The following is a 22,244-nucleotide window of genomic DNA, read 5'->3' on the forward strand; positions in this document are numbered from 1 at the left end:
AATTATTACCGACAACAATATGCTGCCGGTAAATATTTTATTGCCTTTATTCATATGAATATACCAATGGAAGCCTTTGGAATCATTCTACCGTAAATCATTTTAGAGGAAAGATAGTGCAAACCGAATGAAGTACAAAGTGAAAACAGTGTTTTCAATTTTTAATTCCGAGGTGCAGCCTATCTTATTAAAAGATAAACAAAAACGCACACATATACGTTAAAAATATATAGTTTGAACTCTCAGTATAAATATGTACATTTGCATATAGTTTTAAAACCATAAATACAGAATAATATGTTGAACAATTTTTGCTTTCAGAATCCTACAAAACTGATTATGGGCAAAGGTATGATTGCCCAGTTAAGTAAAGAAATACCATCAGACAAGAAAGTCATGATTACTTTCGGCGGTGGCAGCGTAAAGAAAAACGGAGTATATGAGCAGGTAAAGGAAGCTCTGAAAAATCATAATACAGTTGAATTCTGGGGTATCGAACCAAACCCGGCCATAGAAACACTACGTGAAGCTATCGCACTTGGAAAAGCAGAAAATGTAGATTTCCTTCTGGCTGTAGGTGGAGGTTCAGTAATCGACGGAACAAAACTCATCTCGGCTGGTCTGCTTTATGATGGTGACGCATGGGATTTGGTAAAGAAAGGAAAAGCTGACAAGACCGTTCCTCTGGGAACAGTTCTGACTATACCTGCCACAGGTTCAGAAATGAACGACGGCGCCGTTATTTCATGCAAGGAGACCAAAGAAAAGTATGCTTTCTTCTCAAACTTCCCTAAATTCTCAATTCTTGATCCTGAAGTAACTTTCTCATTGCCGGACTATCAGATAGCATGCGGAATTGCAGATACATTCGTACACGTAATGGAACAGTATCTCACAAAAGTAGGCGAATCAAGATTAATGGACCGCTGGTCTGAAAGTATCCTTCAGACACTGGTTGAGATTGCTCCGAAAATCAAGGAAAACAAGCAGGACTATCAGAATATGGCAGACTTCATGATGTGTGCAACAATGGCTCTTAACGGATTCATCGCTCTAGGTGTTTCACAGGATTGGGCTACACACATGATTGGCCATGAAGTTACAGCACTTACAGGACTTACTCACGGACATACACTCGCAATAATCCTTCCTGGTACAATGGACGTACTCCGCCAGCAGAAAAGTGAGAAAATCATGCAGGTCGGTGCAAGAGTGTTCGGCGTAAGTTCAGGCACACACGATTTCCGTATAAACGAAACTATACGCAAGACTCGTGAATTCTTCAATTCCCTTGGCCTTACAACATCTCTCTCTGAAAACAATATTGGCAGAGAAGTGATAGACGAAATAGAACGTCGCTTCAACGAAAGAGATGTACACTTTGGCGAGGACGGACTGGTAACCGGTACAGTTGCAAAAGAAATCCTTAACAAGGTATATTAATTCTATTTTTCAAGATAAATAGAAAAGTTAAAAATCCTCTTATCAGAACTATTTGCCATGATAAGAGGATTTTTTACTGTCAGATATAAATATTTTATTTCAACCGTTCGATAGCTTTCTGATAATCAGGTTCTTCTGAAACATTCTTCACAAGCTGACGGTAAATAATCTTTCCTGTTTCATCAATAACTATTACAGCTCTCGTTGTCAATCCTCTCATAGGACCTTCAGTTATAACCAAACCATAATTCTTTTCAAAATCCTCACTACGGAAAACAGATAGAGGTATAACCCTATCCAATCCCTCTGTAGAGCAGAATCTTGATTGAGCAAAAGGTAAATCTTTTGAAATACAAAGTACCACGGTATTTTCGAGAGATGCAGCTTCGGTATTAAACTGTCTTACAGAAAGAGCACAGGTGGGTGTATCCAGACTCGGAAAAATATTCAATATCACTTTTTTTCCTTTAAATGATGAAAGGGAAACCTCATTCATACCCTTATCTGTTGCAGAAAAATCAGGAGCGATAACCCCTACTTCCGGCATATAACCGTTTGTAGATACCTCTACTCCACGGGTGATAACTCTTTCCTGAGCCAAAACTGAATTCAATGACATAATGCCAAATAAGAACATAGACAATAGATTGATTTTCTTCATAAATATAATTATAATGGTTTATGCGCAAATGTAATTGTTATTTTGTAATAATTACAAATAAAATATTGCCTTTCAGTATTATTTGAGCTTTTTAGCTTTTTTATCAAAAAAAATCAGACTGCCGCAAAATAAGTTTGAGACAGTCTGAAAAAGTCAAGACAGAACCACATACAATATCGGAATCAATATCCCGACCAGCAGATACCATTTTCCCCTTCCTGCAATACCATTCTTTCCTTTAATCATGAAAAGTCCGGAGATGGCAAAGAAAACGAGTGAGAAAGCAAAGAAATCTCCCATAAGACTCCATCCGTTTACGCGGTTATAATGAAGCCTGTTAAACCAGTATATCACAGGGCGTTTCTCATGTGTCTCGTATTCTGTGACACCGGTCAGAGAGTTGTATATTCCAACTCCCCCTTCCAGCATAATTCTGTAGTGTTCATCGTCAATTTTAAGAACCTTCTTGAGATGTGGCAAGTCAGAATCTGCGTTCCATTCAGCAGTTATCTCATCTGCATCCATCCCCTTCTTCAGCTCCACCTTTGTTTCTGTGGTTTTGAAAGCTGGGTCTTTTCCGTCCATGTGGTTAAGAAGGAACCCTGACACTCCATAAACCAGACACAGTCCCACCATCAGAAATCCCAGGTCACGATGGATAACCCTCAACCAATATGAAAGGCTTTTATTCAACAACTTCATAGTCAGTTCCTTCTACGAAATATATTGAATAATAGTCTTTGTTGTTTTCCTTCATCCACTTACGCATATTTTCTATATTGCTCAATTCTGCATCGCAAGTTTCACCATTGCCTTCTTTTCCCTGCTTTTCCTTCAGTTCTTCTTCTGCCTGGTCAATATATTCCTTCGTAAGTTTGTTTTCTTTCAGAATTCCCTTGATAACAAGCTCTGAACCGATAAGTTCACGATTGAAGCCACCGATGTTTCCTCTTGCCTCTACACGGATAGATGTTTTCTGGTCATTACCCATAACAAAACATCTGCGTCCAGAATGCTTGCACGTATGAGTCACGAAACCTTTAAGGGTAATTTCCTTGCCTACTTCCTGTTCTGCATTCTTCAGGATTTCCTCTACATACAAAGCTTTTGAAACGTCTATCTTCTGGGCAGCCAGCTCTGTGGCTGAAGATTCATCCGACTGCTTTTTGCTGTTTCCACATGATGTAAACGCCACACTTACAGCTAAAGCTGCAATAAAAAAGTAAAGTTTTTTCATTTTAAAAAGTTATGATTAAGTTTATAATTATTTTTTTAAGGTTTACTCAAATCTGTTTTTAGGCAATAATATAAATGCAATAACACCAGTAATACCCGTCAGAGCAACTACTGCAGATACTATAAGATTCTTTTGCAAAGCTAATCTTTTTCTCATAAACACAAAAACCAACAGTGCCAATATAACTGACAGTATCCATGCCGATGCCGAGAAATGAAGAACATAACAGTTAATATAGCCATTATCCGGCGAAGATGGCGATAAAATTACAGGGAAAACAATATCTGCGACTCTGTCCCAAGTTCCAATTTCTTTCTCCTGATGATAAGTTGTCAATGACTCTAGAGTAGATGTTTTAAGTCCATAGCAGTCCATCGACTCAGAGTTATATATCCTTACCGTCCAGTAAAGTAAATTACCCATAATAGTTATATCGTCTTTTGCAATATCAACAGGACGTACATCCATCCTGACAAATCTGTAACCACCGTCTTCATTGCTTTCCACTATTCCCAACTCTCCATTCTGTCCGAAAAGGTAACCATAAAATCTCTTATCGCTTACCTCGCGCATGACAAACCATTTTACATCGACCTGCTTGCTAACTCCTGTGTTCTTCACAAAAGGACGTCCGTTAACCATTTTTACGTGAAATAACTCGCCTTTATTGTCCAGACAGAAATAACCTTCCTCATAAGCTTTACGCACAGTAGGATTACCCCAGAAAGCCTTTGCCGGGAATTCGAATCCTTTTTTCAGAAGCTCATCAGTAAACATCTTACTTTTTGCGTCATTTACAGAGTTCGTTTCAGCATTTACGAAAACCATTTCATTATCGTTCATTCTGAAATAATCACCCGGCAATGACAGACTTCCCCTTTTCGGCATAGCCTCAAGCAATACTCCCATCTTTGGTTGAGGAGAATATACATCCGACGGCCTGAAACGATAAACCACCTGTTTCGAACGAAGAACTTTTACATCCATTGCATAACCTTCAAGTGAGTCAGGCAAGTTTCCATTCATAGCCAGCTGCCTGTAGTTCATCAGCGGCAAGAGAGAATCGTATTGCGAACGTGGATATACATTTCCTTTCACATCGCGGAAAGCATCATTCATCTCACGAAAATCTATTATACAAAGTTCTTTCAAACGTGAACTGTAGTACATCAGAGGATATCCATTTGACTCATACACTATTTTCTTTACCAGAGCCGGTATTGACCACGAAGTTATTACTGTAGTCAGAACAAGGATTGCCACATATATAATATTCTTAAATCTCATATCAAAAAACTGTTTTTATTATTAACGATTAAATCATATCACTGAATTCCCTGTTTAAATCTGACACACGAATAGAAAGGAAAAACAAACGACGAAACAAGCACGAGAATCATGCCCCATCCAAAGTAGGAATAGGTCTTAGGATAAACAGAAACGAACAGTACAGACAACAGTCCTATTGAAATCAGCATGTTGAATATTCTCTGCTTCCAGCTTGGTTCTACACATATCCATGCCGTAAATCCATATCCTGCAAGCCCGGCTGTAATCCACGGCAGAAACTGCGAGACCATCATATGCACCACTTCAGAAGGCATAACCAGACCTATAATAACAGACATGAATACAATGCAGGCTAAATACAATGCAAATAACACTCCATAACCATACAGCAGCATTGCAGACACTAGTCTTGTTTCGCTGGCAGGAAGATGTAATGTCAGTTTGAATCTCTTGTTCGTCATTTCAGGAACAAACTGTACTATAGCCATCGAAATACCCGACAATGGTATCAGATACATCATAAGATTTGATACCGATACTCCCTGAAAAATAAATCCATACCAAATATTTACCGCCTCTTCTATTCTTATGGCGTACGTAATGTCAATATAAGAATATACTGCTACAGCAGCCAGCAGGACAAAAACCACTAGAATAAACTTTCTTGTCTTCATCCATTCTTTATACGATAGAGCCTTAAACAAATTCATATTTTATCACTTTATTATTATCAATATTTTCCTGTCAGACCAATAAATGCATCCTCAAGTGAGAGATGCTCCTCTGTAATCTCCTTTACTCCCATTACAGAGAGCTTTGCCAGTACCTCTTCTTTATTCAGGAAAGAATAAACTTCCCATTTATCACCAAGCACTGACGGATTCCAGAAGTCATTGTCGGTCGATAGCCTGAAATCCTGTCCCGGTGTGACAAATCTGTATCGCCTGAAGTTGTTCATTATCTCCTTGACCGGTCGGTGAAGAAGCAGACGGCCATAATCCATAATCATACAGTCATCTATGAGCATTTCCATATCTTGAATGATATGCGAAGTCAGGAACACAGTCTTGTTTTCTGCCGAAGCATATTCCTTTAAATATTCTACAAAGAGACGACGATAACCCGGATCAAGTCCCATAGAAAAGTCATCCAGAATCAGCAAATCAGGGTCCTGTGCAAACAAAAGTCCCAAGGCTACCTGTGAGCGCTGTCCGCACGACATAGTAGAGATTTTCTGTGTGGGAAGGACCTGCAGTTTTTTAAGAAGTTCATAATATGCTTCCTTCTTCCACTTTGGGAAAAATGCCGAATAAAATTTCTCTATCTGCTGCACATTGAAATATGTATGCTGTACATGTCCTTCAAGCAATAAGCCTACCCTTGATTTCGTGGCTGGACTTATGTTATTCATATCCTCACCAAACAGACGGCATACACCGGAACGGGGTTTCAAGTATCCATTCAGAATGTTTATAATGGTTGTCTTCCCCGTTCCATTCTTACCTAACAGACCTAACACCTTACCTTTTTCTACGTCAAAACTAAGGTCGGCATAAATCAGTCTGTCTCCATAATAATGCGTGATTTTATCGCATTCTATAATCTTCTCCATATATGTTATTTTTTAATATTAGAATTTAACTCCAGCCGAAAGGCCGAATACAAAGTATTTCTTGCCTTTCATACTAGTATTCAATGCTGTCAGAAACGAAAAATCTACACTTGAATACAGTGAGAGTTTTTCCGAGATCCCTCTTTCATATCCCAATGTGACACATGATTTCACCTGACTTGCTATGTTGTAATCATATTCCTGAACAAGCAGATTATCAAGTGAAACAGGCAGTTTCTGATTTTCTGAAACAACGGTGTATGTTCCGTCTTCGTTCATGTTTCCCCATCCTGTTGAATATCCGCCTTTTATCGATACTGTGTAAATATTTTTCTTCCTGAACCAGTTCTTTTCCGCAAACAAACCAGCATGGGCTCTATTGACATCATGCTTTCTGTAGAACGGATACTGCGAAGCTTTTACAAGACGTGAATAATATCCAGCATCTATACCTGCCGACCACTCGGAACGCCATCTTCCTTTTCCTGAAAGAATTGAATATGTGATATCAACCCCTTTCCACTCCTTCTCGCCTACTTTATTGCTACCATAATAGACTATTTGTGATACTCCATTTGCATCAGTACTTTCCTTATATGAGTTCTCATTATTCTCGAGCGATTTGCTGAACACATTCAGTTCCAACACATGAGATATACGAGATTTTTCTATTATAAGTTTCGACTTGTACTCCAGCCCTGTAGAATTATGATTACTGTAAGTAATTGAAGTAGAGGAACCTGTTCCAAACCGTCCTTTATCCTTATAATAACCAAATTCATTAAACCACTTCATACCGGTTGTTTCCCATAATAGTTGCAAAGCACCACCATTAGTCTGCGTAAACAAAGGAAGAGCATTAGAGGTATATCCACTCTCGCCAAATAATTCGCTACGCCCATAAAAGCCACCGAAACTTATCAGCGAAGTATATTGCCTGTCCGTATTACCATAAATATTAAATGATACCCTCTGAATGTTTCTTCTATAAACATAGGCAGAACCTAAAGTTACGTTATCGGTGATTTTATACTTGCCTCCAAAAGACAGATTCAAATCCATCATAGAATTCTGATGCCTCAAATCCTTGAACTTGGCATAATTCTCAACGGCATATTCCAATGAAGCTCCCAACGAGATTCTTGGGTTCAGCGAGTACCCTGCTTTTCCGCCTAATGAATACCATTCTCTGCGTTTGACTCCAGCATTGGATCTGTCCACCTCTACAATATCGAAAGGAGTATATTCAGGATTAATGAATACAGAACCTGACATGTTGTTTCCTTTATCCATACCATATGATATTGCGCCAGACAATATCAGACGTTCATTGAAACGATAATACGACTCTGTTCTGATTTCAAAATCCCTGCTATCGTCAGACTGATAACAATTAACCATATCACCTTTACGGATATGACCATTCATCTCAAGATAAGATAAGTTTGAACATTTCATTTCCGTTAGGAAAGAAACATTCTCACTCTGTGATGCATAAAATTTCAAAATAGTCTCATCATAATCCATATCAGCAACAGCATGATTATTATCTGCACGAACAGGTATAGCAACGAGAAGAATTATTCCCGTTGCCATTGCCATTCTAAGGTTTCTGGTATTCCTTAAATACATAATCAATTCCTTAATGAAGCTTTACTTCTCAGATGGAAATCTACCGTAGAATTATTTGTATCCTTGTAGATTATTCTTGCACCATTCTTGATTGAAGCCTCAGCATCAATTCCACTTGGGTCGGTAGAACCTTCTACTCCTAGTGAATAATTATATACAAGTTTACCTTCATTTTCCTTGATAGCCTCAGTAGCTTCCTTATCTACATTTCTGTAAAGAGTATAGCCCATCTTGGCAGTCATTTCCACATAACCTGCATCAATTGTAGGCAGAAGTCTTTTCTGATTGTTAGACTGTCCTTTTGCAAACACTTCTATACCATCGACAACCCACTCTACAGGAACTTTTCTACGGACCTGATTAGAACCGTACATGTTTTCATTTTCAGGATTGTCAACAAAATCCTTTAGAGTTGTTCCCTGAGGACGTACTATATAGAATGCCGGACTGGAATTGCTTAAAGGCCACGCCTTACCCAATCCGTAACTATAAACTTTCAGATAGTGTTCTGTAGGGATTAATTCAGAAGGAGTTGGATAGTAAGAAGTCAGATTATAATCCTCTATATCATAACAGCAATAATACTCACTGTTAGCATAGTTTATTGACTGCGAATATGTCTTTGTATTATCAACAGCTCCACAAATTGCTATAACAATCTGTTTTCCAGGCTCCAGTTTTACGTTGTTTTCAAAATACCACAAACCATTTCCGGCAGGTATCCATCCTTGCGATGCATAAAACAACTCTCCATCAACATAGTCATTATTTGTACTCTGCGAATTGTAAGGATTTACCATTGCAAGAGCAAAATCACTTATATCTAAAGTTGCAGACGAATTGTTATAGAGTATCACATACTGGTCTCTTGCAAAATACCCAGAGCCATCGTCTTTTGGGCATCCGCCTACGTATAGTTCTTTAATAACCACCGAACCGCCTTTTGACAAATCCAGATTTATTACAGCTTCTACATTTTCTGCACTGGCATTTACGTTGCTGTTTACTCCATTAAAAAGATAAACCTCCGCATCGATCACTCTTTGTTCCGAAGCAGAAGCCTCATATATACCCTTAGGCACTTCAAACAGAGCAGCACCTTCCGCACTGCTCTTTTCAGTAAACACAGCTCCGGTAGAAGTATTCTTCAACGATACTTCCACACCTTCTGATGTGTTATAGCCCTCGGGATATACCAACTGAATTTTTACTTTACTTAATTCATATTGCGGATTATCTTTCTCCGTACATGAATAGACGAATAAGCTAAGCATCAAAATGCTTAAAGCGAAAAAAAATTTTCTCATAACAGTTATAATTTTAGTTTAAATGAAATTCCGTAATTAAAAGGAGTAATCAGGCTTGAATCAAACAATGATGTTTCGTTTCCTGTCTGTTCATTTTTTATCTTCTGCATATTGTAGAAGAAGTTATTTGCGAAAAAAGAGACAGTAAGATACTTGCCTATTTCTTTTGACACATTGAGATTGGCTGAGAAATAAGGTGAATAACTCTGTTTTTTGAAGATATATCCATAACTGCTCTTTACAGCAAGTTTAGTCAACTCATTATATAAGTCCTTATCATTATCGTATGCCCACAACAGCTTATCCATAAATGGAACTTTGGTATCCATATCATCGCGGGATACATAATACAATGGATAAGTCACTACATAATTTTCTCCATCATAAATATCTTTATCCGTAGCGGACGGCAAATAATCACCTCTGCCGTCAATTACATAACTTCTTGTTCCTCCACTGTACTCACTCAAATTCTGACGTGTATTCATAAATGTTCCTTCAAAACGCAATGAGAAGATCATTCTCAGTTTAGGTATATGAGTGATAAAAGTCAGATTTGTATTTAAGCGTTTACTTTCGAAACCATTATAATTTCCTGTTCCGCCTACATAATATCCTATATATTTATATGGTTGCCCGTCTGAACTTGTCAGGTTAACCCTGGATGGCACAATAACTTCATCAATACCTCTATATCTGTAATACTTTCCATCTATTCGTACTGAAGTGTTTATTGATCTGATCTTATCAAAATCCAATACCCACTCCAGTCCCATTCTCGAAGACGACGAACCATTTATACTCATGCTTGCAGACTGAAAATCATTTACAACTTTGTAGTCAAGTTCTTGCGAAGGTAGTGTTCCGGCTTTATCGGATACGGTAACGATACCGGTATTACGGTCAATACTGTAAATCCTGTCTGAAGAAGGAATCAGACAAGACTCCAAAGCACTCTGGTCCGTAAGTTTATAATCAAAAGGTGAATAAAACCTCGTGCTGGTATATGGACTCATCATACTGTTATAATAAAAGGAAAATGACATTCTTACCCATTTAAAATTAACGTCTGCACCCACTTCACGCATTATGCTATATTGCCACTTCAGTGATGAGTTATATATAGGAGTAACCGGATGAGTGTGGTATGCATAATATGTAGTTCCGTCAGCCATTGTTCCTGGAGCAAAAGCCAGTCTGTCAAAGTATGTTTCCCTAGGATAAAGTATCTCAAATGAAGGAAGTTTTACAGCTTTCCCCCATCCCATTCTGACAGTTGCTCCTCTAAAGAATCCTTTATCAGAATTACCAAACGAATATTTCGCACTGATTCTTGGGGACAGACTTGAAACTGTTCCATAATCAGAACCGGATATTACAGTCATATCATTTCTCAAACCAGCTTTCAGATTCAGACTGGAATTTTTGAATGCTACATTCAAATCCTCTTCTATATATGAGGCCCAGTTATTTATATACGGCAGATTATCGTATCTGTATTCTCTCCAGGTCGGTGCAACGGACATATCTGTATAATATTCTCCTCTTCCCAGATTTCCGTCTGACTTAATATCGGAGCCCAAAAGTAAATTACTCGTTATATTTCCAATCTTATGTGTCCACTTGGCTTTAACATAAGCAGAATAATTTATCGGACGGTTGTCATTATATGTAGTGACATACCAGTATCCGGTAGGCAACAGAATTATTGGCGACGAAGGATTGTCTTCATATCTGGAAGCTACGAAATACCCTTCTTCTGTGGTATGCAAAGCAGGCATGGCTGATGATGCAGATTGGTTTGTCTTCACTTCCGACATCTTATCAGAATAAGAGAAAGTCATCCCCCATCTCAGATTTGAAAGCCAATTAGAGTTTATCATATAATTGAAAGCGATGCTGCTCCACAAGGCATTGTCTTTTTTCTTGGTATAAGTTTCCTTGAAAGCATCCGGGTCTGACTCAGAGTTCAGTCCACCCACATTACCATTCAGGCTGAAATCCATGGAAAGATTCCGTCCTGACGAATAATTTACTGCATTGGAATACTTGAAGCCAAAGGCATTCCTCATATATGAAGTATATGGAGATGCAATATCAGAGACAGAACGTACACGCTCATATGACAGATTGACTATCCCTCTTTTTCCTCCCAGGTCGATACCCTTACTCAATGAATATGACTGCGTGTTGGGACGTACTGATATGTTTGCAAAAAGAGGACTTTTACCTTTTCGTGTTATTATTCTGACAACACCATTTGTCAAGTCACCATATTCCACAGAAGGAACACCTGTAATAACGTCTATTCTTTCTACGTTATTATTACCCACATTCCTTAAATCAGTTCCACCTGTAGATTGAGCAGTAGCATTACCGGAAAGTCTTACTCCATCCATCTCAACTACAGTTCCAAAATCAGGATTACCCATCTCCGTAGTTTCACCTCTCAAAGTAACAACCTGTTCTGATGATGTCAAGGTTTTATATTTGTTTGTCTGTTCACCGGGTAACAGGCTTAAGGCATCCGTTACACTTACACTCTGTAAATGGTCTAATGCTGTCCTGTTCAGGGTATAAGTCGTGGCTGCATCATTTGCTTTTCTCTCAGCCGTAACAGTCACCTCGTCCAAAGCCAAGGATGTTTCAAAAAGATAAAATACTACATCAGCATTCTTCATGAGATATATTTTCTCCTTTTTCTCTGTGTAGCCCAAACATCTAATGATAATTTCATAATTACCCTCAGAAAGACTGTTTACCAGAAAACTTCCATTTACATCTGTCACGGTACCAATACCCGTACCCTCAACCCATACAGTAGCAAACTCTATTGGTTTTTTAGATTTTACATCAAGTATTTTCCCTGAGATATTATATGAAAATCCGGTTATAGGAGTAATTAAGAATATTAATATTAACAACAAATTAGGTCTCATAAAATGCCTTTAATTTTCAATCGCAAAATTATCGCGATAGCAAAAGGATGACAATACCTAAAAGTAGGTATAAATGCACACCGAACTTCCTACTTTTTAATCATTAATAGGTATTTATCGTTACAATTCCATTAAATCTACATCAACACCATTAACAGACATTTGACAATAACCCTGAATTATTGTATCTTTGCAAACACATAGGGACTAGTACATACACAAAGGCTATACATGCTTAAGGAAAAAAGACACATCAGAATAATGCGCTTTTTCCTTCCGATACTATTCATATTATATTTCGGGGGAATAACACTGTTTACACATACCCATGTAGTAAACGGGGTTATAATTGTACACTCCCATCCCTATAACTGCGAACATACTCATACGGCACAACAGGCCGAAACAATATTTTTCTTATCTTCATTTTATACATACGGTGATATTCCGCTGCCGTTAACTCCGTCATTGTGGCTCACGCTGCTTGCTGTTCTGATAACACCTGCTGTCTGCAACAAGCCTCACAGTGCTACATACGGAGTCGTCTCTCTGCGTGCTCCTCCGGCATTAGACTGATATAATCAAATCTTTATTTATACTGTATGCCTTCGTTATGAAAGTGTACACATATATCATGTCTAAAAATTTAAACGCAAAATCAAATGAAAACTATATATACCATTATATTGGGAACAATACTTACATTGCTCCCCTACCAGCTATATGCATACGAGTTAAACGAATCGGATGCTAATATGATAGGCCACGTAATCGACAAACACTCCCATGAGCATCTGGCTTTTATTACAATAAGCCTGAAAGGAACTACCATAGGAAATACTACCGACGATACAGGCCACTACTTTCTGAAAAACCTTCCTGAAGGGACATTCACTGTGGAAGTTTCATCCGTAGGTTACAAAACCATACGTAAGGAAGTAAGATTTAAAAAGGGAAAAACCATCGAAATGAATTTCGAGATCGAAGAAGACCTTATTTCATTGGAAGGTGTAGTGGTTTCTGCAAACAGAAACGAAACAACCCGCCGCATGGCTCCTATACTGGTAAATGTGGTTTCGATGAAGACCTTCGAAAACACCAACTCTTCGTGTCTGGCTCAGGGTTTGAACTTCCAGCCCGGAGTGAGAGTAGAAAACAACTGCCAGAACTGCGGGTATCAGCAAGTCAGAATAAACGGTTTGGATGGCCCGTACACACAAATCCTTATTGACTCACGCCCTATATTCAGTGCTCTATCGGGAGTATACGGCCTTGAACAGATTCCTGCAAATATGATAGACCGTGTGGAAGTAATGCGTGGTGGAGGTTCTGCCCTGTTTGGTTCGTCAGCCATAGCCGGTACTATAAATATTATTACAAAAGAACCTATAAGAAACTCAGCACAGATATCACACACTCTTACCGGTATTGGTGATGGCAGTGTTTTCGAGAATAATACGACGATGAATGCATCACTCGTAACCGATGATCAGAAGATGGGAATTGCAGTTTTTGGACAAAACAGAGAAAGAAACGGTTATGACCACGACGGCGACGGTTACACTGAGCTTCCTAAACTTAAAAACCAGACTATAGGTATGCGTTCGTATATCAAGACAAGCACCTACTCAAAACTTACAATGGAATATCATCATCTGCAGGAGTTCAGACGTGGAGGAGATATGCTAGACAGGCCTGCTCACGAAGCAAACATAGCAGAACAACTCACTCACAGTATAAACACAGGGGGGGTGAAGTTTGACTATTTCTCGCCAAACGAGAAACATCGCATGAGCATCTATACATCAGCACAGCATATTAACCGCGACAGTTACTATGGTGGCGGTCAAGGCAGCGAAACAGCACTCAAGGCATACGGAGGAACAACCGAGCTGACATGGATAGCAGGAACGCAATACAACTATCACTGGGACAAATGTCTGTTCATGCCTGCCGACCTTACTGCCGGTGCGGAATATAATTACGACAATCTGAAGGACAATCAGTGGGGTTACAACAGATACGTTGCGCAGAAAGTAAGAATTATGAGTGCCTTTGCACAGAACGAATGGAAAAACGAAATGTGGAGTTTTCTTATAGGTGGCCGTCTAGACAAACACAGCATGCTGAGCAAACCTATATTCAGTCCGAGAGCAAACCTTCGCTTCAACCCTACTGAAAACATCAATCTGCGTGCAAGTTACTCATTCGGTTTCCGTGCTCCACAAGCTTTTGATGAAGACCTGCATATAGAGAATGTGGGAGGTACGGTTTCGATGATTCGTCTGGCAGAAGATTTGAAAGAAGAAAAATCACAAAGCACAAGCATCTCTGCCGATATGTATCACAACTGGGGCGACTGGCAAGGAAATCTCCTAATAGAAGGATTCTACACAAACATCTCAGATGTATTTGCATTGACAGAAATCGGTATTGAAAACGGTATCCTTATCATGGAACGCGGAAACGAAAAAGGTTCTGTTGTTTATGGAGGAACACTGGAGGGCAAACTTGCATGGCGCAATATCTGGCAATTGCAGGCCGGATTAACACTCCAAAGAGCCGAATACAAGGAAGCAAGAGCCTGGAGCGAGGATGTGGCAGAAGAAAAAAGAATGTTCCGAACACCAAACACATACGGATACTTTACAATGACATACTCACCGGTGAAACAGTTTAACGTAGCATTATCAGGTACGTACACAGGAAGCATGCTGGTGGAACACCACAAGGGATATATAGAGAAAAACAGAACAGAAAAGACAAGAAGCTTTATGGATATTGGATTAAAAGCCTCTTACGACTTCAGTCTGTATAAGAATACAACACTGCAAGTCAATGCAGGTGTACAGAATATTTTCAATGCCTATCAGAAAGATTTCGACAAAGGAGCAGACAGAGACTCCGGGTATATCTATGGTCCCGGAATGCCACGTTCAATATTTGCAGGTATAAAGATTAGCTACTGATATTAATACCACTCAAAATAAATCAACTTATATAATTATGCCGGATTCAATATAGTATTCTTAGATACAAGATTACGATATTAAATCCGGCATTACTTTATTATAATAAAAACGTATTCCTTATATTATCGTTTCAAAAGTCCTATCTTCAAGTTCAGCTTGAAATAATACACTCCGTTTTCTCTCTCCAGATATCCATACTTGTCTTTCTCTGTCGAGCCTTTTTCCAGACGTGTGTTCTGATAGAGGAAATCTGCAAACACCTGTCTGAAAGCTTTCTGATAGCATAGTACCTCGCCTTCGGCAGTAACGAACAGGAAACCGGATATTGCAGAGTCTGTACCGTTATACATCTTGGCCGGACGCATACCCATAGCAAGAGCCAGGAGCAGTTCCTTCACCTTATATTCATAATAGCCGTGCTTGTTTATAAGCTCATCCTTAATCTTAAGCGGATTCATCTTCTTTATTTCCTCAGTAAGCTCGGACACCTTTGTTATGCCGTCCAGCCACATGATACGTGTCATCTCGGCAAACATACGTCCTGCATGAAGATCTATCATAGAGAGATTGCTTCTGAATATCTTGTCGGCCACATCATTATATTTAAGTACGCCACCCAGACGCTCTATCATCAGCATGCGGCTCGTAACGTCATCTTCCTCGCCTTCAGCATTGATTTTGTTTATCGTAGGAACAGCAAACTTCACTCCCGACTGTTCGAACTTGAAGTTGGCAGCACGTCCTCCGTCCAGCAAAGGCAGCATCTTGCCACCCATTCTTGAACGCACACAGAAGCCCGTGAGCGGAGCATCTGCACTATAGAATGCAACAGAGAAGTCCGTACGGTCCTCAGTCTGAGCCTCCAGATTGAAAATAGCCACTTCGTCAAGGAACTCCTCCACCCCATCCGGCGACATAACGTCATTGCCCGAAGTGTTCTTTATGGCTTCCCTTATCAGCTCTGCCACAGTATCGAAATCCTCGCGTGGAATCTTCTTGTCGATATTCTCACCTTTCACGTTTATATAGTCGTTCTCTATGACGTATTGGCGGGTTCCATCGTGTTCTTCACGCTGTACCATAGCCACCGGTATCTTATGCGCCTCATTGCGCTTCACGTCAGGAGTTCCGGCATACACATGTCCGTCTGCCAGAATACGAAAGAAAGCGTAAAGTTCGCCCCATTCTCTTTTTGTTGCTTCAAATGCCATAAATTATCATTATTAATCTGCCGCAAAGATACGGATATTTATTTAACTTTGCAGCCATGAAACTAATATTCTATTCAGCAGACTTAAGTACGGAACTCGATTTGCCCATAGCAGGCGAAGGTATACGCGCCGGTTTTCCCAGTCCGGCACAGGATTATATGACCGATTCAATCGATCTGAACAAAGAGCTCATACCCCATCCTGCCACAACATTCTATGCCCGTGCCGTAGGGAATTCCATGACAGGATTCGGCATATCTGACGGCGACCTGCTGGTGATTGACAAAAGCATCGAGCCATTGGACGGCGACATAGTAGTGGCATTCATCGACGGAGAATTCACACTAAAAAGAATCGAAAAGGATGCCGACGGCAGCTGCCTGTGGCTTGTTCCCGGCAATGACGATTATCCGCCGATAAAGATTACGGAGGAGAACGATTTCATAATCTGGGGCGTACTGACATATAATATCAAACGGCAGCTTATAAGGTCAAAAAGGAAAAGGGAATGACAACGGTCAATCCAAATGCACGTCTATTATCTCATTGATATTGGTGGTGAATCGCTTTGACACATGCTCGCTCTTCATCTTCCACTTCATGTCGTAACCCTGAACAGCCATTCTTACAGAATTGAAACCGTTTTTCCGGTTTATTTCGTCTATGGCTTTTGTAAGAGCCGACCTTTTCGCACGGTCTACAGAGTCGAACAGGTCTCCCTGCACAGCCGAGTCGCTACATATATCCCACACTATAACTCCCGCCTTCTTATAGAAATAGCCATCAGTACCCGAATGCCATTTCTCCCTCAGGATTCTCACCGCTCCCGATACAAGCTCCATCACGTTGTTTGTAGGCACAGGAAAATACACATTAGCCTGAAGATAATCGCTCGGCAAATCATTTCTGAACCGGCTGGTATAGGCAAACACAGTCATGGCTCCGCATACGGAACTGTCTTCCTTAAGCTTGCGTGAGCAATGCGCTGCAAAATTGGCTACAGCCTCTTCCAGAACATCAAGACTGTTCAATCCACTGTCCGGGAAACTGCGGCTGGTACATATCGACTTCTTATTAGGCAACTCCTCTACACTGATACAACTCTCGCCCTGCAACTCTTTCCACGTGCGCAGGCCTGTCACGGTAAGTTCCTTTCTCACCCACGATTCTGATTTCTGCACGAAATCCCAGGCAGTTTCCACTCCTATGCTTTTCAGTCTGACAGATATTCTCCTACCTATTCCCCATACATCGGCTATATCGAAAAGTTTCAAGGCCTTTTCCCTCTTTTCATCAGTATCAATCATGCAGACAGAATGATAACCCTTATATTTCTTCGCAAACTTACTTGCCATTTTTGCCAAGGTTCTAGTAGGCGCTATCCCAAGAGATATCGGTATTCCCGTTCCCTTGGTTACGAACCGGACCATATCACGAGCGTATGGAAGAAGCTGTTCAGCCGTACCCATGCCTGAAAAATCCATAAAAGCCTCATCTATGGAATATATATCCAGCTTCGGAGTATATGCCGACAGCAACGTCATTACCCTTCGGCTCATATCCCCATAAAGTATATAATTGCTGCTGAACACTGCCACACCGTTTTCCTCCAACAATCCTCTAATCTGAAAGAACGGTGCCCCCATCTTAATGCCCAATGCCTTCGCTTCATTGCTGCGAGCAATCACACAACCGTCATTATTGGACAATACCACACATGGAGTATTCCGCAAATCCGGACGGAACACCCTCTCGCATGATACATAAAAATTATTACAATCTACAAGGGCTATCATGGCAACATCGGAAAATTTAATTTATACTTTAAAGCCTTCAGCAACAAAACATTAATAAGAACTACAGATTTGACAAACGAATAGAGCTACTCATTTCTGACAAGCACATAAACCGGATGGTATTTCGAAGAGATATTCTTAAGCACACCGTCACCTACCAGACGCTTTATATACCTTGATGATTTCGACAGATTAAATCCGGTCAGTTTCTCAAAATCCGAACGCTGCATATATTGGTTCTTGGCAAAATAGGTTTCCAATCGTTTCATCACTTCATCATCGCTCATTTTCTCCGAGTGTCTGGATTCGTCTTTTACCCTTACCAGATTCGCTGTCTCAAATTTCTCAATAAAAACCTTTTCAGGAACAAATTTTATTCCCCTGACCCATACGTCAACATTATCCATATTCCCTGAATCAACTTCAGAATTACAGCTAAGGCTCAGACTGAAATATCCCAGCCCGTCAATATGTACAGAATATCCGTCGCTCAATGCATCGTACAACTCGTCACTGATTGCTGTAAGCACAGCAGCTACATCGGCAGGTGTAGCGGTACACTTTCTCGTGATATTCTCGCGAAGATTTTTTGTTGTAACTACGTTTTTTGTCACCACCTTGGCATGCAGTCTTTGGGAGCCGGTTCCATCCTTGCCGGGATTCTCGTACAAATCATATTCTATTTCCATAATTCAAAATATCTTTTCTTATGCTAGTATTAATACGCGGTGATTTATCTATCTCCACACGTTCGTGTCGAGACCTCCACACGCTCGTGTGGAGAGCTGCACACGCCCGTGTGGAGCACTCGACACGGCCGTGTGGAGGTAAAGATGCTTAAAATTTTCGAAACAACCAAACTTACGGATAAGTTATTATTTTCCCAGGCTGTATTTGTCCGCATTCGGTCTATAAAACGGAATAATAGTAAAAACGCAAAGAACTTGTCAAGGAATTATTGATTACTAATGAAAAGCAATGGATTAACAATTTTGAAAACCATGTAGAGTACAAACTATCAGAGAAAAGTTCTTTAATACAATCATGATATAACGCTTTTTGTATATCTTTGCACAATAAGTGTATAATAACCTTTGAATTATGGTTATGCAAGTTTCATCCTTACAGAATTAGGATTATGTTAGCTGATAAACAAATCACTAATATTTGACTTGCTACTTCAATTAGAGGTTAAAAATATGACAGAATCAAGTTGGTATACTAATAAGTGTCATCCATCCATTTCCCAACTTGTTGAATTTGCCAAACTATTAAATTTAAATATAAAAGAATTAACAGAAGATTATGATACCAATATTTTAGGTTATTAAAATGGATAAGCTCACACCGGAACAAAGACATCGCAATATGCAAAATGTGCATTCAAAAGGCACTAAGATTGAAATTATATTTGCAAAGCTCTTGCATGAGGCCGGAGTGAAATATATTAAGAACGACTGTAAGGTTTTCGGTTGTCCGGATTTTGTGTTCAGACAAAGAAAAGTAGCAGTATTTCTTGATGGTGATTTTTGGCATGGTAAGAATTGGGATATACATCGAAATGACCACAAAACCAACCAAAAATTTTGGCACAATAAAATCGAAAGAAATATTAAACGAGATAAAGAGGTCAACGCTGCTCTCATTGATGCAGGTTGGACAGTTCTTAGATTTTGGGAAACAGAAATAAATAAGACACCTGATGTTTGCTTAAACAAGGTATTACGAATATTACAAAACAAAAATAATAGAGCAATGGGCAATTTGTCTATCATAGAAAATATAAAAGGTACAAAAGTAAAGATGCAATATTATGGCCCTCATTGTTTTGATGCAGAGGGAAATGTTATGTCTTTTGGCTCGCAAATGGCGGTTGTTTCACACTATCTTCATAATAAAGGCTACGCTTCTGATAAGACCTATAAGGAAAAAGCTTTAGGTTTGATGGAAGATATGTATCTTGGTATGGAAGAAAAAAGGGAGAAAAAAATGTGGTAGCAGAAGACGCATTTCAAATGAATCTTTTCAAAGAGTTTTTTGACGTGCCATTTCTTCCGTTAAACAAGCCTAAATTCACATTTATAGACCTTTTTGCTGGTATTGGAGGCTTCCGTATGGCTATGCAGAACCTTGGTGGTAAATGTGTATTTTCCTCTGAATGGGATGAACAAGCACAAAGAACTTATATGTTGAACTATGGAGAAGTGCCTTCGTGCCTGCTTCCTTGTTAGGTATTCTCTTTCAAAAGACAGAAAGGATGATATTTTTTAAGTTCACATCTGTTAATTTGCAATACTTATGAATAAACCATGGACAAGAAACGAAACTATAGTTGCTTTTAATTTGTATTGTAAAATACCATTTAAGAGTAGTAGTAAATCAAATGTTTTAGTACAAAAATACGCCTCTCTTCTTGGTAGAAGCGCAAGTGCGTTAAATATGAAAATAGGGAATATTGGCCGGCTAGATCCAGACTTAAAAGCACAAGGTATTTCAGGATTAGTTCATGGAGCTAAATTGGAAGAAGATATATGGAATGAATTTTATGACAATCCATCATTGTTGGCTTATGAAAGTGAAAGAATAATAGCAGAATTGCAAAATAAACCCATAGAGGAAAGCTCAAATGTGATAATAGATAATATACCTCAAGGGGAAGAAAGGAATACTATTATTAAGCAAAGAATAAACCAATCTTTTTTTCGTAGCACAGTGTTAAGTTCTTATAATAATCTTTGTTGTATTTCAGGAGTAGGTAATATAGAATTATTAGAGGCATGCCATATCGTAGGTTGGGCTGATGATGTGAATAATAGGACAAATCCTAAAAATGGTTTATGCCTAAATTCTTTCTTTCATAAAGCATACGATAAACTGCTAATTGGAATTACACCTGATTTAAAGATTGTTATTTCAGATGAATTGCTATTTCAAACGCAAAATGATAACTTCAAAAAATACCTAAACGAAATCAATAATAAAAAGATAATACTGCCAGATAAATTTTTCCCTGATAAGAATTTACTACAAGTTCATTATGAAAGGTACAAAAATAAGTAATTTGCAAGAATCAATGTCGTATGCCGATATAACTCCTACATTGCTAAATGCGTCCAGTGCCACCACATTCACTTTTGAAGTTTGTGGTGGGCAATTTGATGATAATGTAGCCGATAGCATTAATTCTATCAATGGCAAAGGCTGTGTAATAAAAAGGATTAAGGCTATTCTTCAAACAGGTGCTGAGCTTAAATTTTCATCTGTCCCCAATCCGATATTTGACAATAACCTGAGAATGATAGATAGTAATCTGCCCGAAATTATAGGTTGGATGCTAGCTGACTGTTATGTTCAAAAGAATATGAATATAAAGGAAGCTGCGAAACGTATAAGCAAAGATAACCCTTTGAACTATAACTTATCGCAAGGACATGACCACTATGGATATAAGATAAAATCATTAATGGTTGCGACTGCTCTTGGAATGCTTCCTTCAAAAACTTGGAGCGGCAGGTATGAAGCAACAGGAGGTTATCTTGTTGTAAAGAATGATGGAGATATAATTTGTTTCCACTTGTATGACCGTAATTTATTAGAAGATTATCTTCTTAATAATACAAAGTTTGAAACACCATCCAAAAGTCGTTATAACATGGGAGAAGTATATCGTAATGAAGATAAGTACTACTTTAACTTAGTTTTACAAATTCGCTTTTTATAATCTTAATTTTCGCAAGTAAACCTGACTCTCGTGTTACATACGGATATTGGATAAATACCTCTTTTTATATGCTTCTTTTGTAGCATGAGAGTTTGTTGCTTACTTTTTCAAGTTAACGATCTTATACAAGAAGAGGATACTGACTCTTTGGAACATCCTTATTTTGAGTTTATCACATATAATATTTAGTATTGTCCATTGTTCAATTGAATTTGTTCAATAGGACAAATATCCACTGAATATCAAGATATTATATTTGACATATATATTTTTTACTCATATTTTTTGTTCAATAGAAAACCGAATAATAAAGAACAGAAAATATAAAAATGAAATACAAGCTGTTCAGTGATTGAATAGCAAGATTGTGAATAGTGCTATAATTAATAAGGCTTTGCAAACCTTTTGCAAAACATTTTCAAA

21 protein-coding genes are annotated in these 22,244 nt (G+C 38.9%); 9 read left to right on the forward strand and 12 right to left on the reverse strand.

The genetic code is table 11. The features are described 5' to 3' along the window. Window positions 1–300: 300 nt before the first annotated feature. On the forward strand, window positions 301–1,443 hold the full coding sequence (locus I6E24_RS09000) for an iron-containing alcohol dehydrogenase (protein WP_235328073.1): 1,143 nt from the start codon (window positions 301–303) through the stop codon (window positions 1,441–1,443). 94 nt (window positions 1,444–1,537) lie between these two features. Here the strand turns inward: I6E24_RS09000 and tpx are convergent, their stop codons facing one another. The 9 genes from tpx to I6E24_RS09045 form a co-directional block, all read right to left on the reverse strand. Next, window positions 1,538–2,062, reverse strand: coding sequence for a thiol peroxidase (gene tpx, locus I6E24_RS09005; protein WP_235328075.1), 525 nt, complete (start codon window positions 2,060–2,062; stop codon window positions 1,538–1,540). A gap of 195 nt (window positions 2,063–2,257) precedes the next feature. Next, a complete protein-coding gene (locus tag I6E24_RS09010) occupies window positions 2,258–2,806 on the reverse strand; it encodes a PepSY-associated TM helix domain-containing protein (protein WP_235328046.1) in 549 nt (182 codons plus the stop codon). Next, complete coding sequence (locus I6E24_RS09015; RefSeq protein WP_154042900.1) at window positions 2,790–3,341, reverse strand: hypothetical protein; 552 nt, start codon at window positions 3,339–3,341, stop codon at window positions 2,790–2,792. The genes I6E24_RS09010 and I6E24_RS09015 overlap by 17 nt, the downstream gene beginning before the upstream one ends. 42 nt (window positions 3,342–3,383) lie before the next feature. Further along, window positions 3,384–4,628: a DUF4857 domain-containing protein gene (locus I6E24_RS09020; RefSeq protein ID WP_235328048.1), complete on the reverse strand. Its 1,245-nt coding sequence runs from the start codon at window positions 4,626–4,628 to the stop codon at window positions 3,384–3,386. A gap of 38 nt (window positions 4,629–4,666) precedes the next feature. Next, a complete protein-coding gene (locus tag I6E24_RS09025; RefSeq protein ID WP_235328050.1) occupies window positions 4,667–5,341 on the reverse strand; it encodes a hypothetical protein in 675 nt (224 codons plus the stop codon). Window positions 5,342–5,361: 20 nt separating this feature from the next. Further along, complete coding sequence (locus I6E24_RS09030; protein WP_204390441.1) at window positions 5,362–6,243, reverse strand: ABC transporter ATP-binding protein; 882 nt, start codon at window positions 6,241–6,243, stop codon at window positions 5,362–5,364. A gap of 18 nt (window positions 6,244–6,261) precedes the next feature. Beyond that, window positions 6,262–7,875, reverse strand: coding sequence for a DUF6850 family outer membrane beta-barrel protein (locus I6E24_RS09035; protein ID WP_235328052.1), 1,614 nt, complete (start codon window positions 7,873–7,875; stop codon window positions 6,262–6,264). A 2-nt stretch (window positions 7,876–7,877) separates the two neighbouring features. After that, window positions 7,878–9,182, reverse strand: a complete 1,305-nt coding sequence (locus I6E24_RS09040; protein ID WP_235328054.1) for a DUF4876 domain-containing protein — start codon at window positions 9,180–9,182, stop codon at window positions 7,878–7,880. A gap of 5 nt (window positions 9,183–9,187) precedes the next feature. After that, window positions 9,188–12,121, reverse strand: coding sequence for a TonB-dependent receptor (locus I6E24_RS09045; protein ID WP_235328056.1), 2,934 nt, complete (start codon window positions 12,119–12,121; stop codon window positions 9,188–9,190). Window positions 12,122–12,352: 231 nt separating this feature from the next. Here I6E24_RS09045 and I6E24_RS09050 point away from each other — a divergent pair, with 231 nt between their 5' ends. Together I6E24_RS09050 and I6E24_RS09055 are read left to right on the forward strand one after the other, a co-directional pair. After that, window positions 12,353–12,697, forward strand: a complete 345-nt coding sequence (locus I6E24_RS09050; protein WP_235328058.1) for a hypothetical protein — start codon at window positions 12,353–12,355, stop codon at window positions 12,695–12,697. Window positions 12,698–12,783: 86 nt separating this feature from the next. Next, complete coding sequence (locus I6E24_RS09055) at window positions 12,784–15,090, forward strand: TonB-dependent receptor (RefSeq protein WP_235328060.1); 2,307 nt, start codon at window positions 12,784–12,786, stop codon at window positions 15,088–15,090. Between the two features lie 125 nt (window positions 15,091–15,215). On the opposite strand, the gene I6E24_RS09060 is transcribed toward I6E24_RS09055, so the two are convergent. Then, window positions 15,216–16,304: an HpaII family restriction endonuclease gene (locus I6E24_RS09060; protein ID WP_235328061.1), complete on the reverse strand. Its 1,089-nt coding sequence runs from the start codon at window positions 16,302–16,304 to the stop codon at window positions 15,216–15,218. A 56-nt stretch (window positions 16,305–16,360) separates the two neighbouring features. Here I6E24_RS09060 and I6E24_RS09065 point away from each other — a divergent pair, with 56 nt between their 5' ends. Then, on the forward strand, window positions 16,361–16,816 hold the full coding sequence (locus tag I6E24_RS09065; protein WP_235328063.1) for a LexA family protein: 456 nt from the start codon (window positions 16,361–16,363) through the stop codon (window positions 16,814–16,816). Between the two features lie 6 nt (window positions 16,817–16,822). On the opposite strand, the gene I6E24_RS09070 is transcribed toward I6E24_RS09065, so the two are convergent. Both I6E24_RS09070 and I6E24_RS09075 read right to left on the reverse strand, forming a co-directional pair. Then, window positions 16,823–18,100: a Y-family DNA polymerase gene (locus tag I6E24_RS09070; protein ID WP_235328066.1), complete on the reverse strand. Its 1,278-nt coding sequence runs from the start codon at window positions 18,098–18,100 to the stop codon at window positions 16,823–16,825. 86 nt (window positions 18,101–18,186) lie between these two features. Further along, window positions 18,187–18,789, reverse strand: coding sequence for an HU family DNA-binding protein (locus I6E24_RS09075; RefSeq protein ID WP_235328067.1), 603 nt, complete (start codon window positions 18,787–18,789; stop codon window positions 18,187–18,189). Window positions 18,790–18,809: 20 nt separating this feature from the next. Here I6E24_RS09075 and I6E24_RS17220 point away from each other — a divergent pair, with 20 nt between their 5' ends. The 5 genes from I6E24_RS17220 (at window position 18,810) to I6E24_RS09095 (ending at window position 21,821) form a co-directional block, all read left to right on the forward strand. Beyond that, window positions 18,810–18,941: a hypothetical protein gene (locus I6E24_RS17220; protein WP_262911921.1), complete on the forward strand. Its 132-nt coding sequence runs from the start codon at window positions 18,810–18,812 to the stop codon at window positions 18,939–18,941. Between the two features lie 491 nt (window positions 18,942–19,432). Beyond that, window positions 19,433–20,098: a very short patch repair endonuclease gene (locus I6E24_RS09080; protein WP_262911922.1), complete on the forward strand. Its 666-nt coding sequence runs from the start codon at window positions 19,433–19,435 to the stop codon at window positions 20,096–20,098. A 17-nt stretch (window positions 20,099–20,115) separates the two neighbouring features. Beyond that, window positions 20,116–20,331, forward strand: coding sequence for a DNA cytosine methyltransferase (locus I6E24_RS09085; protein WP_235328079.1), 216 nt, complete (start codon window positions 20,116–20,118; stop codon window positions 20,329–20,331). 67 nt (window positions 20,332–20,398) lie between these two features. Then, complete coding sequence (locus I6E24_RS09090) at window positions 20,399–21,160, forward strand: HNH endonuclease (protein ID WP_235328069.1); 762 nt, start codon at window positions 20,399–20,401, stop codon at window positions 21,158–21,160. Next, complete coding sequence (locus I6E24_RS09095) at window positions 21,138–21,821, forward strand: HpaII family restriction endonuclease (RefSeq protein ID WP_235328071.1); 684 nt, start codon at window positions 21,138–21,140, stop codon at window positions 21,819–21,821. Before I6E24_RS09090 ends, I6E24_RS09095 begins: the two co-directional genes overlap by 23 nt. Window positions 21,822–22,244 lie beyond the last annotated feature (423 nt).

It is taken from the genome of Bacteroides caecigallinarum (assembly GCF_021530995.1).
In the GTDB taxonomy this organism is placed as follows: Bacteria; Bacteroidota; Bacteroidia; order Bacteroidales; family Bacteroidaceae; genus Phocaeicola; species Phocaeicola faecigallinarum.

Bases quoted from the DNA above. Each gene is read 5' to 3' on its own strand.
- tpx (WP_235328075.1), bottom strand. From the start codon at position 2,062: ATGTCATTGAATTCAGTTTTGGCTCAGGAAAGAGTTATCACCCGTGGA.
- I6E24_RS09010 (WP_235328046.1), bottom strand. From the start codon at position 2,806: ATGAAGTTGTTGAATAAAAGCCTTTCATATTGGTTGAGGGTTATCCAT.
- I6E24_RS09015 (WP_154042900.1), bottom strand. From the start codon at position 3,341: ATGAAAAAACTTTACTTTTTTATTGCAGCTTTAGCTGTAAGTGTGGCG.
- I6E24_RS09020 (WP_235328048.1), bottom strand. From the start codon at position 4,628: ATGAGATTTAAGAATATTATATATGTGGCAATCCTTGTTCTGACTACA.
- I6E24_RS09025 (WP_235328050.1), bottom strand. From the start codon at position 5,341: ATGAATTTGTTTAAGGCTCTATCGTATAAAGAATGGATGAAGACAAGA.
- I6E24_RS09030 (WP_204390441.1), bottom strand. From the start codon at position 6,243: ATGGAGAAGATTATAGAATGCGATAAAATCACGCATTATTATGGAGAC.
- I6E24_RS09035 (WP_235328052.1), bottom strand. From the start codon at position 7,875: ATGTATTTAAGGAATACCAGAAACCTTAGAATGGCAATGGCAACGGGA.
- I6E24_RS09040 (WP_235328054.1), bottom strand. From the start codon at position 9,182: ATGAGAAAATTTTTTTTCGCTTTAAGCATTTTGATGCTTAGCTTATTC.
- I6E24_RS09045 (WP_235328056.1), bottom strand. From the start codon at position 12,121: ATGAGACCTAATTTGTTGTTAATATTAATATTCTTAATTACTCCTATA.
- I6E24_RS09050 (WP_235328058.1), top strand. From the start codon at position 12,353: ATGCTTAAGGAAAAAAGACACATCAGAATAATGCGCTTTTTCCTTCCG.
- I6E24_RS09055 (WP_235328060.1), top strand. From the start codon at position 12,784: ATGAAAACTATATATACCATTATATTGGGAACAATACTTACATTGCTC.
- I6E24_RS09060 (WP_235328061.1), bottom strand. From the start codon at position 16,304: ATGGCATTTGAAGCAACAAAAAGAGAATGGGGCGAACTTTACGCTTTC.
- I6E24_RS09065 (WP_235328063.1), top strand. From the start codon at position 16,361: ATGAAACTAATATTCTATTCAGCAGACTTAAGTACGGAACTCGATTTG.
- I6E24_RS09070 (WP_235328066.1), bottom strand. From the start codon at position 18,100: ATGATAGCCCTTGTAGATTGTAATAATTTTTATGTATCATGCGAGAGG.
- I6E24_RS09075 (WP_235328067.1), bottom strand. From the start codon at position 18,789: ATGGAAATAGAATATGATTTGTACGAGAATCCCGGCAAGGATGGAACC.
- I6E24_RS17220 (WP_262911921.1), top strand. From the start codon at position 18,810: ATGCTAGTATTAATACGCGGTGATTTATCTATCTCCACACGTTCGTGT.
- I6E24_RS09080 (WP_262911922.1), top strand. From the start codon at position 19,433: ATGGATAAGCTCACACCGGAACAAAGACATCGCAATATGCAAAATGTG.
- I6E24_RS09085 (WP_235328079.1), top strand. From the start codon at position 20,116: ATGAATCTTTTCAAAGAGTTTTTTGACGTGCCATTTCTTCCGTTAAAC.
- I6E24_RS09090 (WP_235328069.1), top strand. From the start codon at position 20,399: ATGAATAAACCATGGACAAGAAACGAAACTATAGTTGCTTTTAATTTG.
- I6E24_RS09095 (WP_235328071.1), top strand. From the start codon at position 21,138: ATGAAAGGTACAAAAATAAGTAATTTGCAAGAATCAATGTCGTATGCC.